Source organism: Polynucleobacter sp. AM-25C3, from assembly GCF_018882335.1.
Taxonomy (GTDB): domain Bacteria; phylum Pseudomonadota; class Gammaproteobacteria; order Burkholderiales; family Burkholderiaceae; genus Polynucleobacter.
Genome location: NZ_JACVOS010000001.1, coordinates 207,948 through 222,015 on the forward strand (window position 1 = coordinate 207,948; position 14,068 = coordinate 222,015).

Consider the following 14,068-nt stretch of genomic DNA (forward strand, 5'->3'; position numbering starts at 1 on the left):
GAATTGCAACATAGCGCTCCTCCACTTTTCAGACAAGGCGTTCCGGCTTTAGTCAAACTGATTGTCTGCCTCTCAATCAGCATCGCATTGATGTTGATTGATTTTCGCTATAAGGCACTCGATCCGATTCGCAATAACGTCAACTGGCTATTGCGCCCCCTTGAATATGTGATGATGATGCCGCGCAATGCATATGAAGCGACATCAGAATATTTCACTAGCCGTGGAACACTCGATAAAGAAAATCAAGAAATGAAAGTGCGTCAAGCGGAGTTATCTTTGCTTGCCAATCAATCTGAATTTCTTTTGGTTGAAAACCAAAATTTCCGCCAGTTAATGGACCTGCAAAAACAAGTTCCATTTAAAACTTTGCCAGTGGAGATTTTGTTCAACCCACCAAACCCCATCTCTCAGCGCATTGTGGTTAATCGCGGAAGTGATGATGGCTTGAAGTTGGGCAACCCCATCGCCAATGATTCAGGCATCCTGGGTCAAGTGGTGCGCATCTACGATCACTCTGCAGAAGTTTCCTTACTAGAAGATCGTGACTTTGCCGTACCAGTACAAGTGGCTCGTAATGGATTAAGAGCAGCAGTATTTGGCGCAGGGCGCGGTAACCCGCTTGAGCTTCGCTACCTTCCTGTGGCTAGTGATTTAGAAGTGGGTGATGTGCTGATTACCTCTGGTATTGATGGCGTTTACCCCCCCGGCTTTGCAGTGGCTGTCATTAGTCGCATTGAACGCAATGCCGATAAGAACTCCTCAAATGTATTTTGCGTGCCGATTGCACCGGTCAATCGCTATCGCCAGGCCTTGGCGCTGCTCTACGATCCGCAGTGGGATGCCAAAGCATCGACGGCAACCAGCAAGCCTGGCGTACCACTGACAAATACCCCGGGTCGTCGCCAAACCCGTGCGCGAGGCATGCAATGATCGATTTTCAAAGCGGCTACATTCTGCGCCCGGTCAACCCGGTCTTTATTTATTTCAGCTTGTTTTGCGCGCTACTGCTAAATCTACTGCCGATTGGCAACTATGGCTGGGTCCCAGACTGGTTGATTCTTTGCATCGTGTTCTGGAATATCCACCAACATCGTTATGTAGGCGTGATCATCGCATTTATCCTCGGCCTACTCATGGATGTGCACAACTCAGACTTGTTGGGCCTGCACGCTTTTAGCTACTCCTTGGTCGCTTATCTTGCAATCTCTTGGCATCGCCGGATCATTGCGCTCTCCGTGCTTACCCAAGCGCTCCACATCCTGCCGATCTTCTTATTAGTTTCCTTATTTCCAGTATTGGCCCATTGGTTATTGAGTGGCGAGATTTACTGGTGGGCATTGACTGGCGCCATTCAGGCAATGATTGAGGCCTTGCTGTGGCCACTGGCAACTCGCATCCTCCTGTCGCCTCAACGTCGCCCAATTGACGTTGATCACAATCGTCCAATTTAAAGAGCGGTATGGTTTCATTTAAAAAACCAGATCTCGACTCGTTTCAAGAGCGCATTCATATTGCGACTTTGTTCGTTACCTTCTGCTTCCTATTGCTAGTTACGCGCTTGGTGTGGTTGCAACTGGTAAGCCATGGGAAGTACGCTCTCCTTGCCGAAAATAATCGCATTGCGCTTGTTCCAGCGCCCGCCAATAGAGGCCTTTTGATAGATCGCAATGGCATTGTGATTGGCAGGAACTATTCGGCGCTGACCCTAGATGTCAATGCCGAGGAGCTCAAAGGCAATGTGGATGAGCTTATTGATGAGCTCTCCAAAATCGTGCTGATTTCTCCAAGAGATCGCCGGAATTTCAAGAGATCACTAGAAGATTCCCGAAAAATGGGTACTTTTCCCCTTAGATCAATGCTAACTGAAGCTGAAACAGCCCGGTTTATGGCCAATCGCTACCGATTTCCAGGGGTCGAGATCCGCGCCCGCAGCTTCCGAGAGTACCCCTACAACGAATTGGCCTCTCATTTAATTGGCTATATCGGCCGCGTTTCTCAAAGAGATAAAGAAAAAATGCAGGCGGAAATTGAGAACTCCAAAGCAGATGATCCGGATGCGCTGCAGACCTCCTTTTTGCCAGGCATCCAGTACGTCGGCAAGATTGGCTTGGAGCAAAGCTATGAATCCGTATTGCGCGGCGTTCCCGGTTACGATCAAGTAGAGATTACCGCCGGTGGTAAGCCAGTGCGCACACTTTCTAGCTCACCTTCCATACCCGGAAAAAATGTGGTGCTATCAGTTGATATCAAACTTCAATATTTGGTCGAGCAGCTCTATGGAAACTTCCGCGGGGCATTTGTGGCAATTGAACCCGAGACTGGTGACGTCCTAGCATTTGTCTCAAAGCCAAACTTTAATCCAAATGATTTTGTAGAGGGCATTGATTCAGTAACTTGGAAAGAGTTGAACGACTCACCACAGAAGCCACTCTACAACCGCCCCCTAAAAGGTATCTATCCACCAGGGTCAACGTACAAACCATTTATGGCGCTAGCTGCTTTAGAAACCAAAAAACGCACGCCATCACAAACGATTTCTGATCCTGGATATTTCAATTTTGGTAATCACACTTTCCGCGATGACAAAAAAGGTGGGCACGGCATTGTTGATATGCAAAAGTCTATCGTCGAATCCTGTGATACCTATTACTACACGCTGGCACGCGATATGGGCGTGAACATGATGCACGACTTCATGAAGCCACTTGGCTTTGGACAAATCACAGGCATTGATTTGCAGGGTGAATCAAGAGGCGTCTTACCTTCAACCGAGTGGAAGAAAAATACCTTCAAGAAACCAGAGCAACAAAAATGGTATGAGGGCGAAACGATCTCCTTGGGAATTGGTCAGGGCTACAACGCATTCACAATTTTGCAATTGGCACATGCCATGGCAAACATGGCAAACAACGGCATCGTGATGAAGCCCCATTTGGTTAAAGCCATTGAAGATCCCTTTACTAGACATCGCACCCTCACGACCCCCAAAGAGAGCTATCGCATTGATCTCGTTCCAGAGAATATTGAGGTTGTAAAAAAAGCGATGGTAGAAGTAAATAATTCTGGGACATCAGCATCCGTATTTAAAGGGACAGGCTACCAAGTTGGTGGTAAAACTGGAACGGCGCAAGTGTTTAGTTTGAACTCGAAAGAATATAAACACGGATCTACTGCAGAATTTTTACGTGACCACGCTTTGTATATTGCTTTTGCACCCGCAGAAAAACCAACCATCGTGATTGCCATGGTGGTTGAAAACGCTGGATTTGGTGCGCAGCATGCCGCGCCTATTGCACGCAAAGCGCTCGATTTTTATCTCGAAGGTAAATGGCCAAAGGAGATTCCTGAATGGAAAAGAGCGCCATAAACAAAGCAAAGAAAATATTCTTCGGTATTTTCAGCGGGCTTGATCGCCAGCTTGGCCTTATTCTGCTTGGCTTAGCGGCTGCTGGGTTTATTACCTTTTTATCAGCTAGCCAAAATACGCCCGTTCGCTTTGAAGATGAGCTCCGTAATCTAGCTCTGTCTTTTGTGGTGATGTGGGTAGTGTCTCGCATTCCACCAAAGTGGTTAGAGACGGCTGCAGTGTGGATTTATGGAGTTGGCGTCGCACTACTTGTGGCGGTGGCCGTATTTGGACTCATTAAAAAAGGCGCGAGGCGTTGGCTCAATATTGGAGTGGTAATTCAACCTTCGGAAATCATGAAGATTGCGATGCCCTTGATGCTGGCCTGGTACTTTCAGAAACGCGAGGGTATACAAAAAACTTGGGACTATGGAATAGCCGCCATCATTCTTGGCATTCCAGTTTTATTGATTGCACGCCAACCCGACTTAGGCACAGCGTTGTTGGTTTTTGCTGCAGGCATGTACGTCATTATTCTTGCAGGACTTCCGTGGAAATGGATTTTGCCGTTTATAGGAATTGGTATATTTGGCATCATCCTCATTATTATTTTTGGTAACACCATTTGTGCGCAGGATATGGTGTGGCCATTCGTACACAACTATCAGAAGCATCGAGTGTGCACCCTGCTTGATCCAAGTAGCGACCCCCTTGGAAAAGGTTTTCATACGATTCAATCCATGATCGCTATCGGCTCAGGTGGATTTTTTGGCAAGGGTTGGTTACAGGGAACACAGGCCCATCTCGAATTCATTCCAGAAAAGCATACCGACTTTGTCTTCGCAGTTTTTTCTGAAGAGTTTGGCTTGCTCGGCAACTTGGTTCTCTTGGCGCTCTTCTTTGCACTCATCAAAAGAGGTTTAGCCATCTCCGCCAGCGCTCCCAATTTGTTTACTCGCCTGCTAGGCGCATCGGTCACCTTGATTTTCTTTACCTACGCCTTTGTCAATATCGGCATGGTGAGCGGCTTGTTACCAGTTGTAGGCGTTCCACTACCCTTCATTAGCTATGGTGGCACCGCTTTGGTCACTCTGGGATTTGGGGCTGGTATTTTGCTGAGTATTCATCGTCATCGACGGCTAGTGCAAAGCTAGGAAATAAGGCCGGAAGATGTGCGCAAGATTGTTGCGCTATCTCTAGCAACAAAAAAGCCCGGCATGCCGGGCTTTTTCATCAACAAAGCAAGAATTACTTCTTACGCTTGTTAACTGAATCTTTAAATGCTTTACCAGCAGAAAACTTAACAGTTTTAGCAGCAGCAATTTTGAGTGGCTCGCCAGTTTTTGGGTTGCGACCCATACGTGCAGCGCGCTTACCAGAAGCAAAAGTACCAAAACCGATCAGTTGTACTGAGTCGCCTTTAGTAACAGCTTTAATGATTTGCTCAATAGCAGAATTCAATGCAAATTCAGCTTTGGCTTTTGAGATCTCAGCATCGTCAGCAATCGCTGCGATTAGTTCTGCTTTGTTCAAGTGAAGCTCCTTATAGATATTGATGTCAGCGCACCTTGCGCTTACATGATTTTAACCACAAAAAATTACAAAAATAAAGCTGCGGCACAGCAATTTTATTTATTGCCTATTTTTTACTCTTCTATAACCGTAACATCCGAGACAAAATACTCGGTATCGCCAAAACAGCTTGTTGGCAATCCAATGTGCTGATCATATTTAAGCGCAACCTTTTTACCTAAATTGGCATTGATTTTTTGCGCCACAGCATCTTCACGCACCGTAAAGAGGAATTTTTCAGACATGGTTCCAGGCATCGAAACCATAGCCAATTCGCCTTCCCAAGTTTTACAAATGTATCCACGATTAGAAAACTTCTGGACATAACCAGCTCGCTCACCACTTCCGTAGCTCCAATTGAACATCACCCAGGTATATACCGCCAAACCGACCAGGCCAATCAATACAAGGCTGAAAAGCCATTTTACGAATCCATTCATGTGATTTTCCTTAACAAATCATCCCTGCGACCCTCATTAGGCGCATTCTCCGCGGCCTGTTTTGACCCCTATCAACATTTGAGCATATTCATTACAGAAATAGGCATGAATTAGCCTGATATCCAAATTAAAATATCAGAGTTAACGCTAATCGGTAAACCCCATGGAACTACGTCACGTCATCTTTCTTATCTTTGTCGTCTCAGCAATTTATGTCTACTTTAGAGGCAAGGTGCGATTTGGCGTTGTGCGCTCACTGACAGACTATCAAGTGCTTTTGGCGCCAATTAACAGCCTGCTTTACTTATTCTCAAAAACTAAGGCTGGGGCGTTTATTCCAGTTGCCGATTTTCCTGAAATGCAGCCTCTCCAAGATCATTGGCAGGTCATCAGAGATGAAGCACTTGCTTTAAATGCAGATGGTGCCATCGCGGCCGCTACGGGATATAACGATATTGGATTTAACTCTTTTTTTCGGACGGGCTGGAAACGCTTTCACCTCTACTGGTATGGCAAAGAAATGCCTTCGGCGCAACAAAATTGCCCTAAAACTGTCGCACTTCTGAAATCCATACCCGCAATTAAGGCCGCGATGTTTGCGTCCTTGCCCCCAGGGGCAACGCTGGTACGCCACCGGGACCCTTATGCGGGCTCATTGCGCTATCACATTGGCCTGGTGACGCCAAATGACCCAAAATGCTTTATTGACGTTGATGGTGAGCGTTATTACTGGAAAGATGGCGAACCCGTCATGTTTGATGAGACCTACATTCACTACGCCGCCAATGAAACAGAGCACCAGCGCATCGTCTTATTTTGCGATGTGGAACGCCCAGTGCACACTAAATTGGTGCAACTTTTAAACCGCTGGTTTGGACGCTACATCATGAGCGCCGCCTCTTCTCAGAACGTTGAAGGGGAGAAGGTCGGATTTGTAAATATTCTCTTTAAGTATTTTTATCACCTAAGAGCGCAAGCAAAAAAACTGAAAGCAAAACACCGCAGCGTTTACTACATCGGCAAGTGGGTGCTTATTTTGGGTATTTTGTGGGCAATATTTTGGTAAGCCCTAGGGGCTGAGTATTTCAATAATTTGCTCTGGGGTAATTGAGCCCCAGATTTCTACCCGCTTGATACGGCTATTTTGCCCCGACAGTAGTTGAATTTGTTTTTGTGGCACTCTCAACTGCTTAGAAAGCCAAGCCAAAAGCATTTCATTCGCCTTATTTTCTAAAGCAGGGGCCTGCAGAGATATCTTGAGGCAACCATCATGCAAACCAACCACCTTGGTCAGCTTAGCGCCAGGCTGGCAATGTAAATTCAGCGCAATGCCAGTGGGGGTTTGTTTTAACCAAATGGGCGTCATCAAAGTACTTTAAACTTAAAGCATGATTATGAAGAACTCCAGCGCCTTAGACCAGTTATTTGCCAATAATCGCGAATGGGCCGAAGCTATGGTCGCCAAGGATGCTGACTTTTTCAAGCGCTTGGTTTCTCAGCAAGCACCAGAATATCTTTGGATTGGTTGCTCTGATAGTCGTGTGCCCGCAAACGATATTGTGAATCTCCTGCCGGGCGAGCTCTTTGTTCATCGCAACGTTGCTAACGTGGTTGTTCATACCGACCTAAATTGCTTATCAGTCATTCAGTTTGCAATCGACCTTCTCAAGGTGAAGCATATTTTGGTGGTGGGTCATTACGGCTGCTCTGGTGTGCACGCAGCATTGACTGATAAACGCGTGGGTCTTGCCGATAACTGGCTACGTCACGTGAAAGACGTTCATCAGAAACATGAACGCTACTTGGGCGAAGTAATACCAACCCCTCAACGTCAAGATCGCTTATGTGAACTCAACGTCATTGAACAAGTCGTCAACGTGTGTGAGACTACGATCGTGCAAGACGCTTGGGCAAGGGGTCAGGATCTGACTGTTCATGGCTGGGCCTATCGCCTTGAGACTGGGCTAGTAAATGATTTGGGTATGTCTATTAGCTCTACTGAAGAAATGAATCTACGTTACGCCAAATCTTTATCACGCTACGACCCCAAATAAATTTAGCTTTGTTTAACAACTTTTCGAACTATTCTGGGGTTGCGCTCCTCAGATTTCTAGCATCGCTTCCCTATAAGACTTTGGTCTCCCTAGGGTATGGCTTAGGCTACTTAGCAGCGCATATTCCCAGCAATCGTAATAGCGTAGTTCAAAAAAATCTCGAGCTTTGCTTTCCAGAACTCGATGCGGATCAAATTGATCAACTCAGAAAACAACATTGGCGACTACTAGGGCGTAGCTTAGTAGAGAAAAGCATTATTTGGCTCGGCAGCAAAAAACAGCTTGCCGATATGATCGAAGTTCGTTCAGAAGTAGATCTTAGTGACAGACAGCCCCGCATATTGGTGAACATGCATTTCATCGGAATTGAAGGTAGCATTATCTTGAGCGCACTCGCAAAGGATAAAGGCTGGCCCCGCACCTCTGGGTTTTTCCAAAGAATGAAAAGCCCTTTTTTCAATAAAAAAATTATTGAGTGGCGTAATCGCTTTGGCGGAAACTCCATTGATCGCCAGGGAAACTCTCTTGAGCTCATACGAGAAATCCGCAAAGGCAGCTTCATCATCATTGCGCCCGATATTGATTTGGGCCTCAAAGACTCGACTTTCGTCCCCTTCTTTAATATTCCAACAAATACGATCACGGCTGTATCGCGGCTTGCGAAAATAACGGGCGCACAAGTCTGCATGATGATTACGACCCTCAAAAAAAATGAGGCGGGCTATACCTGCACCATTAGCAAGCCTTTGGAAAATTTCCCGACTGAAAATCCCGAATCCGATACTGCACGGCTAAACCAGATTTTTGAACAAGAGATACGCCTCAGACCCGCCGAATACTATTGGGTCCATAAGCGCTTCAAAAATAGGCCGTTTAACGAAGCAAGCCCTTATTAGCTCTTCTGCTGGAGGCAGTTTTGTCCTATCATTAAAGGATGACTGAACGTATTGGGCTATTTGCCGATCTACATAGCAATTTAGAGGCTTTTGATGCCTGCATGGAGCAGGCTAAAGAGCTTGGCGTCACGCGCATGGTTTTTTTAGGGGACATTGTTGGCTACAACGCCGATCCTGGAGCCTTGATTGATCGTATCGGAGAAATGGTTGCCAACAAGAAAGCAATAGCCGTACTGGGCAATCACGATCAAGCCGTATTTGAAGATCATCGCAAACAAATGAATGCGAGCGCAAACGCAGCAATCGAGTGGACCAAAAGTCAGCTTAACTCTACCCAAGTACAGTTTCTAAAGGATCTGCCATTCATGATCCAAGAAGAGAACATATGCTTTGTTCATGCGTCAGCTCATAATCCTGCCGATTGGAATTACATCACCGATAGCATGAGCGCTTGGCGTTGCATACAAAGCTCAGGCAAGACATACACTTTTGTTGGCCATGCTCATGAACAAGCGCTCTTTTATCAAAACGCTGTCGGCAAGCTGATTCGTTTTGCTCCGCATCCTGGTGATGAGGTACCAGTGATGCATCATCGCCAATGGGTTGGAGTAGTGGGTTCACTTGGTCAGCCAAGAGATGGAAACCCTGAAGCCTGCTTCGCAGTATTTGAGCCCGAACTAGAAGTTCTCACCTTTCACCGCACCCCTTATGATCAATTCACTGCGGCGGATAAAGTCCGCCGTGCTGGCTTGCCAGAGGATCTTGCCAACCGCCTAATCACAGGCAAATAATTTACCTATGCCGATTAATACCGATATCGAAGCAGTTGATGAGATTTTTCAAGAAGGCAAAGTTGTTGATGGATTTGTTCTAGGGACGGAGGTTCATCGTGGCGGTATGGCCAGCCTATACTCCGCAACCAAAGAGGGTATTGATGTACCTATTCTCTTAAAGATTCCTAGGGTGGGGCGCGATCAGCCCGTTGAAAGTTTGATTGGTTTTGAAACTGAACTCACCATTCTGCGCACACTCAAAAGCCCCTATGTTCCGAAGTATCTCGGCTCTGGCAATATGGCTACCCGGCCTTATATTGCAATGGAACGTGTGGAAGGACGGCCACTTGAAGACTTCATCAAAGAAGGTAAAGTTTTTACAATCGATGAGGTAGTGCAGATTGGCGCTGACATAGCACAGGCAGTGCAATCGTTGCATGCGCAAGATGCAATTCATTTAGATATCAAACCAGAAAATATTTTGCTTGATGACAAAGGCAAGTTGACCTTAATTGATTTTGGCTTGTCACACCACGCACGCTTTCCTGATTTGCTTGCGGAAGAAATGCGCAAAGGAATTGGTTCTGCGCCCTATATCTCGCCAGAGCAAGTTACTGGTATTCGCTCGGACTACCGTAGCGATATTTTTTCTATCGGCGTCATCATGTATGAGCTGTTAACGGGAGAGCTTCCCTTTGGCAACCCTCAGTCGATGAGCGGCTTGCGCAAAAGAATGTGGGCACAGGCATTTCCTCCACGCGCAATACGCAAAGAAATACCTCGCTGGCTTCAAGAAATTGTTTTACGTTGTCTAGAGCCTCGCGCTGCAGATCGCTACCAAAGCGCAACTCGCTTACGTCAAGTATTGCGCGATCCTGAAAGCGTCACGCTCACAGAGCGCGCTGAACGCGTCGACCCACTCAGTTTTTGGGAGAACCTGAAGCGCATGTTCCGCGCAGCAGGATACGAGCCCTCGCCTAGCCCACGGCCCAGCATGGGCAATTACGATGCGCCTTTAATGATTGTGGCGATTGATACGCGCCAATCAGATGAAGACCTACGTGAGCGTATGCAAACTACCGCTAAAAATTTATTACATGCCTACCCAGAAAGTCGTCTCGTTTGTATCAGCACGATTGCGAGCACACCTACTTTTGAAGGCAACCAAGAAAGTGAAACGGCTAGTGGAATTGTGCGGGGACATCTTGTGCAGTTAATGGAATGGGCCAAACCCTTGAAACTCCCACCAGAAAGAATTTCCTATCACGTACTTGAGGCGCTCGACCCAGCAAGCCGAATAGTAGAGTTTGCCAAAGACAATGACGCATCGCTTATTTTGATTGGCGCTTCTCACAAGCTTCCAAACAAGGTGACGCCATGGAGAACTTCAATGACCAAGATCGTTGAAGAAGCCCCTTGTAGCGTTCATATTGTCAGAACCTAGTCTTTACTAGGGCAATTGCCCGATAATGTGGCTATGGAAGAAAAAATACGCGTATCCAAGCTACTCTCAGAGCTAGGTCTATGCTCCCGACGTGAGGCAGACTCTTACATTGAGCAAGGCTTAGTCACCGTAGATGGTGAAGTGGTCAATGAACTGGGTTCGCGTGCTTTTCGTCATCAGAAAATCGAGCTACAGTCAGGCGCCAAAGCTCAACAAGCATCCCGGATTACCGTCATCTTGAATAAGCCCGTGGGCTTTATTTCCCACTTTGATGATGAGCAAGAATATCAACCTGCCGCCTCACTGATCACACCTGATAACTACTTTGCTAGCCCCCTAGACAAAGGGCGTAACCCCCGCTTTAATACTCGAGGCCTGGCGCCTGCTGGTCGTCTCGACATTGACTCCACCGGCATGTTGGTCTTAACCCAAGATGGTCGTATTGCGAAACTTCTCATTGGTGAAAATAGCCCCATTGAGAAAGAATATTTGGTTCGGGTTGAGGGCGCGCTCTCGTTTGAGGATCTGGACCGACTTAAACATGGCCTGGAATTGGATGGCGTAGTTTTAAAACCAGCGCAAGTGAGCTGGCAAAATGAAGATCAGCTCCGCTTTGTATTGCGCGAGGGTCGCAAACGTCAAATCCGTCGCATGTGCGAGATGGTTGGCCTTAAAGTTCTAGGATTGAAACGGGTGCGCATGGGCCGAATTTCTCTTGGCGCCTTACCACCCGGAAAATGGCGCTTTGTCAGGCCTGAAGAGCAATTCTAAGAGGCTACGCCCGCTTATAATTCTGTCAACTAGATTAGGCGCAGAATTACCATCGATACCATCTCCTCCAGCACTCCCGGCGCAGAAGTTTTAAGACGCCGTAGCTTTGCCATCATCTCTCACCCAGATGCGGGAAAAACCACGCTCACAGAAAAACTATTGCTTTACGCGGGAGCTATCCAGATTGCCGGCAGCGTTAAAGCTCGTAAAGCTAGTCGTCACGCCACCTCAGACTGGATGGAAATCGAGAAACAACGCGGTATTTCTGTGGCGAGCTCGGTTATGCAGATGGAATATCGCGACTGCATTATTAATCTCCTAGATACCCCGGGTCACCAAGACTTTTCTGAAGATACCTATCGCGTGTTGACTGCGGTTGACTCCGCACTCATGGTGATTGATGCTGCGAATGGTGTTGAGTCACAAACTCTGCGTTTGCTTGAGGTCTGCCGCGCGCGAAACACCCCTATTGTTACCTTCATCAACAAGATGGATCGCGAAGTAAAGCCACCCATGGAATTAATGGATGAGATTGAAACTGCGCTTGGCATTGAAGTGGTTCCTTTTACCTGGCCAGTGGGCATGGGTAAATCATTTGCCGGCGTGATTGATATTGCCAACTCCCAAATGCGCATGTTTAAGGCAGGCGAAGATCGCGTTACAGAAGATTCTCATGCGATCGTTGACATCAACGACCCTGCACTGAAAGAGCGCTTAGGCGCCGATCTCGAGACTGCACTTGCGGAAGTAGATTTAATCAAAAATGCTATGCCCGCATTTGATCGGGAAGCCTTTTTGGCAGGACGTCAGTCGCCCGTTTTCTTTGGCTCAGCCATTAATAATTTTGGTGTGAGAGAAATTCTCAACACCTTGGTTGAGCTTGCGCCATCACCTGGATCACGTAAAGCCTTGCAGCGCGAAGTGAGTCCAGCCGAAAATAAATTCTCTGCAGTGGTCTTTAAGATTCAAGCCAACATGGATCCAGCGCATCGAGATCGCGTTGCTTTCTTACGCATTTGCTCAGGGCATTTTCAGCGTGGCATGAAACTCAAGATTTGTCGCAATGGAAAAGAAGTGCGCACTAATAATGCCCTATCTTTCCTGTCGCAGCGGCGTGACATCCTAGATGAAGCCTTCCCTGGCGACATCATTGGCCTACCAAACCATGGTCTACTGAGACTAGGTGATACGCTTACTGAAGGCGAGCAATTGCAATTTACGGGTTTGCCATTTTTTGCCCCTGAGATCTTCAGGATGGTGGAGTCGGCCGACCCCTTGCGCTCCAAACAATTGCGCACTGGCTTGATGCAACTTGGTGAAGAGGGTGCAATTCAAGTATTCCGCCCCATGACTGGCGGCACGATGTTGCTTGGCGCATTTGGACAACTACAGTTTGAAGTGGTAAGTCATCGCCTACAAACGGAGTACGGCGCGGAAGTTCGCTTACTGCCCGCACGATACAACCTAGCGCGCTGGGTCAGCTCAGATGATCCTGTAGCGCTAAAGAAATTCATTCAAGAAAATATCCACCGCATGGCTGAAGACGTTGTGGGGGCATCTGTATTTTTAGCTTCTCACAAATCTGAATTGGATGTCGCTCAACAACGTTGGGAGTCTATTCAATTCCACGCCTTAAGAGAGCATGCTGGCCTCATCTACCAATCAGACCTCGCTGGCTAAATCTAGCGCGGGTTTGCTTGCGGCCAATTGCAGTCAAACACCGCAACGAGCTGGGTATCACTCTTCCTAAAAGACGCTGTCTTGCCATATTGGGCGCAATACGAATTTGCTTTTTGTGTCAGTGACGCAATTGATTCGCCATCACTATTGAGAAAAGTGACATGATTCGAGTCTGAAGCGTCGGTGTAAACCGCAGCGCAGGCACTCAAACTAAGAATACCCAGGAACAAGATGTATTGGAGATGCCTCATAAAATCCTCTAGTTCATTCAATATTTTTTTGCACTTATTGCTTGAGCTTATTCACCAAAGTATTAGTGAGCTTGCTGGCGAATGGTCGATAAATCAGAATACAAATAATCGCAACTGGGTACGCAACGGACCAAACCTCAAGCCATACCCAAAAGAAATTCTGCGCTAAGCCCACTCGCACCAAAGTCGTAGCCAAAGTAATGCTCAGTGACATGAGCGCGCCCATAATCACGGCAAAGATGAGATTGGGAGTATTAATCATGTTCTAACCATAAAGTAAGCGTCATTAAGACCTTGGAGTACGTCGGCAAGCCCTTAAAACCAATCGAGCTGTTCAATATAGAGATGTTGGGCATGCACTAATCATAGCGCCTGGACCGCTTAACTGTTATTCTGGTTTGTGATCACTATTCCGCGCCCTATCTAGGGGAGTCTGCTGAGCAAGCTCAGAGGTTCATCATTCCAAGACTCTAGGAAAATATATGGCTGTTGGCCAAAATCAAAGAAACAGAAAAAATGACCCCATGGTTAGCAAGACTGGCAAAGCTAAATTGGGTCCACTCAACGTCACTCAACTAAGCAAATTGCTTGACTCAAGCACCAAGCCCAAAGAGAAGGCAAAGATTCAGAGGGCTCTTAATAAGCGCCCCCCAGTGGCGGCGGCAGTGGTACCAGAAACTGTAGCAGCATAAATACTAAGCCCCGATATTATGAACTGACCCACAAAAGTTGGACACCAAATCCAACTCAAAGGGGTCAGCTTCATGAGCAAATACAGTACGCAGTTCAAGCTAAAAGTAGTTACTGAGTATTTAAAGTCTGGGGGCTACCTCAGGGT

17 protein-coding genes are annotated in these 14,068 nt (G+C 47.0%); 12 read left to right on the plus strand and 5 right to left on the minus strand.

Going from position 1 to position 14,068, the window contains the following annotated elements; genetic code table 11:
* Positions 1 to 3 precede the first annotated feature (3 nt).
* The 4 genes from mreC to rodA are packed head-to-tail and all read left to right on the plus strand — an operon-like array spanning position 4 to position 4,503.
* Positions 4 to 933, plus strand: a complete 930-nt coding sequence (mreC, locus tag ICN12_RS01090; protein WP_216270195.1) for a rod shape-determining protein MreC — start codon at positions 4 to 6, stop codon at positions 931 to 933.
* On the plus strand, positions 930 to 1,454 hold the full coding sequence (gene mreD, locus ICN12_RS01095; RefSeq protein ID WP_216270196.1) for a rod shape-determining protein MreD: 525 nt from the start codon (positions 930 to 932) through the stop codon (positions 1,452 to 1,454). Before mreC ends, mreD begins: the two co-directional genes overlap by 4 nt.
* 8 nt (positions 1,455 to 1,462) lie before the next feature.
* Positions 1,463 to 3,370: a penicillin-binding protein 2 gene (mrdA, locus tag ICN12_RS01100; RefSeq protein ID WP_216270197.1), complete on the plus strand. Its 1,908-nt coding sequence runs from the start codon at positions 1,463 to 1,465 to the stop codon at positions 3,368 to 3,370.
* Positions 3,352 to 4,503, plus strand: coding sequence for a rod shape-determining protein RodA (rodA, locus tag ICN12_RS01105; protein ID WP_216270198.1), 1,152 nt, complete (start codon positions 3,352 to 3,354; stop codon positions 4,501 to 4,503). Before mrdA ends, rodA begins: the two co-directional genes overlap by 19 nt.
* Before the next feature lie 94 nt (positions 4,504 to 4,597).
* Here rodA and ICN12_RS01110 read toward each other — a convergent pair whose 3' ends face one another.
* Positions 4,598 to 4,882, minus strand: coding sequence for an HU family DNA-binding protein (locus ICN12_RS01110; protein WP_015422181.1), 285 nt, complete (start codon positions 4,880 to 4,882; stop codon positions 4,598 to 4,600).
* Between the two features lie 113 nt (positions 4,883 to 4,995).
* Positions 4,996 to 5,361, minus strand: coding sequence for a DUF8785 domain-containing protein (locus tag ICN12_RS01115; protein WP_216270200.1), 366 nt, complete (start codon positions 5,359 to 5,361; stop codon positions 4,996 to 4,998).
* 163 nt (positions 5,362 to 5,524) lie between these two features.
* On the opposite strand from ICN12_RS01115, the gene ICN12_RS01120 reads away from it, so the two are divergent.
* Positions 5,525 to 6,427 carry an aspartyl/asparaginyl beta-hydroxylase domain-containing protein gene (locus ICN12_RS01120; RefSeq protein WP_216270201.1) on the plus strand — a complete coding sequence of 301 codons (903 nt, stop codon included), beginning with the start codon at positions 5,525 to 5,527 and terminating at the stop codon, positions 6,425 to 6,427.
* A gap of 3 nt (positions 6,428 to 6,430) precedes the next feature.
* Here ICN12_RS01120 and ICN12_RS01125 read toward each other — a convergent pair whose 3' ends face one another.
* Positions 6,431 to 6,727: a DUF167 domain-containing protein gene (locus ICN12_RS01125; RefSeq protein ID WP_216270203.1), complete on the minus strand. Its 297-nt coding sequence runs from the start codon at positions 6,725 to 6,727 to the stop codon at positions 6,431 to 6,433.
* 22 nt (positions 6,728 to 6,749) lie between these two features.
* Here ICN12_RS01125 and can point away from each other — a divergent pair, with 22 nt between their 5' ends.
* The 6 genes from can to ICN12_RS01155 are packed head-to-tail and all read left to right on the plus strand — an operon-like array spanning position 6,750 to position 12,979.
* Positions 6,750 to 7,415 (plus strand): carbonate dehydratase, encoded by a 666-nt coding sequence (gene can / locus ICN12_RS01130; protein WP_216270204.1) that lies wholly within the window; start codon positions 6,750 to 6,752, stop codon positions 7,413 to 7,415.
* A gap of 8 nt (positions 7,416 to 7,423) precedes the next feature.
* The gene (locus ICN12_RS01135; protein ID WP_216270205.1) at positions 7,424 to 8,311 is read left to right on the plus strand and encodes an LpxL/LpxP family acyltransferase; all 888 of its coding nucleotides are present in this window, start codon (positions 7,424 to 7,426) and stop codon (positions 8,309 to 8,311) included.
* A gap of 38 nt (positions 8,312 to 8,349) precedes the next feature.
* Positions 8,350 to 9,102, plus strand: coding sequence for a metallophosphoesterase family protein (locus tag ICN12_RS01140; RefSeq protein WP_216270207.1), 753 nt, complete (start codon positions 8,350 to 8,352; stop codon positions 9,100 to 9,102).
* A 7-nt stretch (positions 9,103 to 9,109) separates the two neighbouring features.
* A complete protein-coding gene (locus ICN12_RS01145) occupies positions 9,110 to 10,528 on the plus strand; it encodes a bifunctional serine/threonine-protein kinase/universal stress protein (RefSeq protein ID WP_216270209.1) in 1,419 nt (472 codons plus the stop codon).
* A 33-nt stretch (positions 10,529 to 10,561) separates the two neighbouring features.
* A complete protein-coding gene (locus ICN12_RS01150) occupies positions 10,562 to 11,299 on the plus strand; it encodes a pseudouridine synthase (protein WP_216270211.1) in 738 nt (245 codons plus the stop codon).
* Between the two features lie 60 nt (positions 11,300 to 11,359).
* The gene (locus tag ICN12_RS01155; RefSeq protein WP_216270243.1) at positions 11,360 to 12,979 is read left to right on the plus strand and encodes a peptide chain release factor 3; all 1,620 of its coding nucleotides are present in this window, start codon (positions 11,360 to 11,362) and stop codon (positions 12,977 to 12,979) included.
* Between the two features lie 2 nt (positions 12,980 to 12,981).
* Here ICN12_RS01155 and ICN12_RS01160 read toward each other — a convergent pair whose 3' ends face one another.
* Both ICN12_RS01160 and ICN12_RS01165 read right to left on the minus strand, forming a co-directional pair.
* Complete coding sequence (locus ICN12_RS01160) at positions 12,982 to 13,230, minus strand: hypothetical protein (protein WP_216270213.1); 249 nt, start codon at positions 13,228 to 13,230, stop codon at positions 12,982 to 12,984.
* A gap of 34 nt (positions 13,231 to 13,264) precedes the next feature.
* The gene (locus ICN12_RS01165) at positions 13,265 to 13,492 is read right to left on the minus strand and encodes a DUF2798 domain-containing protein (RefSeq protein ID WP_216270214.1); all 228 of its coding nucleotides are present in this window, start codon (positions 13,490 to 13,492) and stop codon (positions 13,265 to 13,267) included.
* Positions 13,493 to 13,712: 220 nt separating this feature from the next.
* On the opposite strand from ICN12_RS01165, the gene ICN12_RS01170 reads away from it, so the two are divergent.
* On the plus strand, positions 13,713 to 13,922 hold the full coding sequence (locus tag ICN12_RS01170; RefSeq protein ID WP_216270216.1) for a hypothetical protein: 210 nt from the start codon (positions 13,713 to 13,715) through the stop codon (positions 13,920 to 13,922).
* Positions 13,923 to 14,068: the final 146 nt, after the last annotated feature.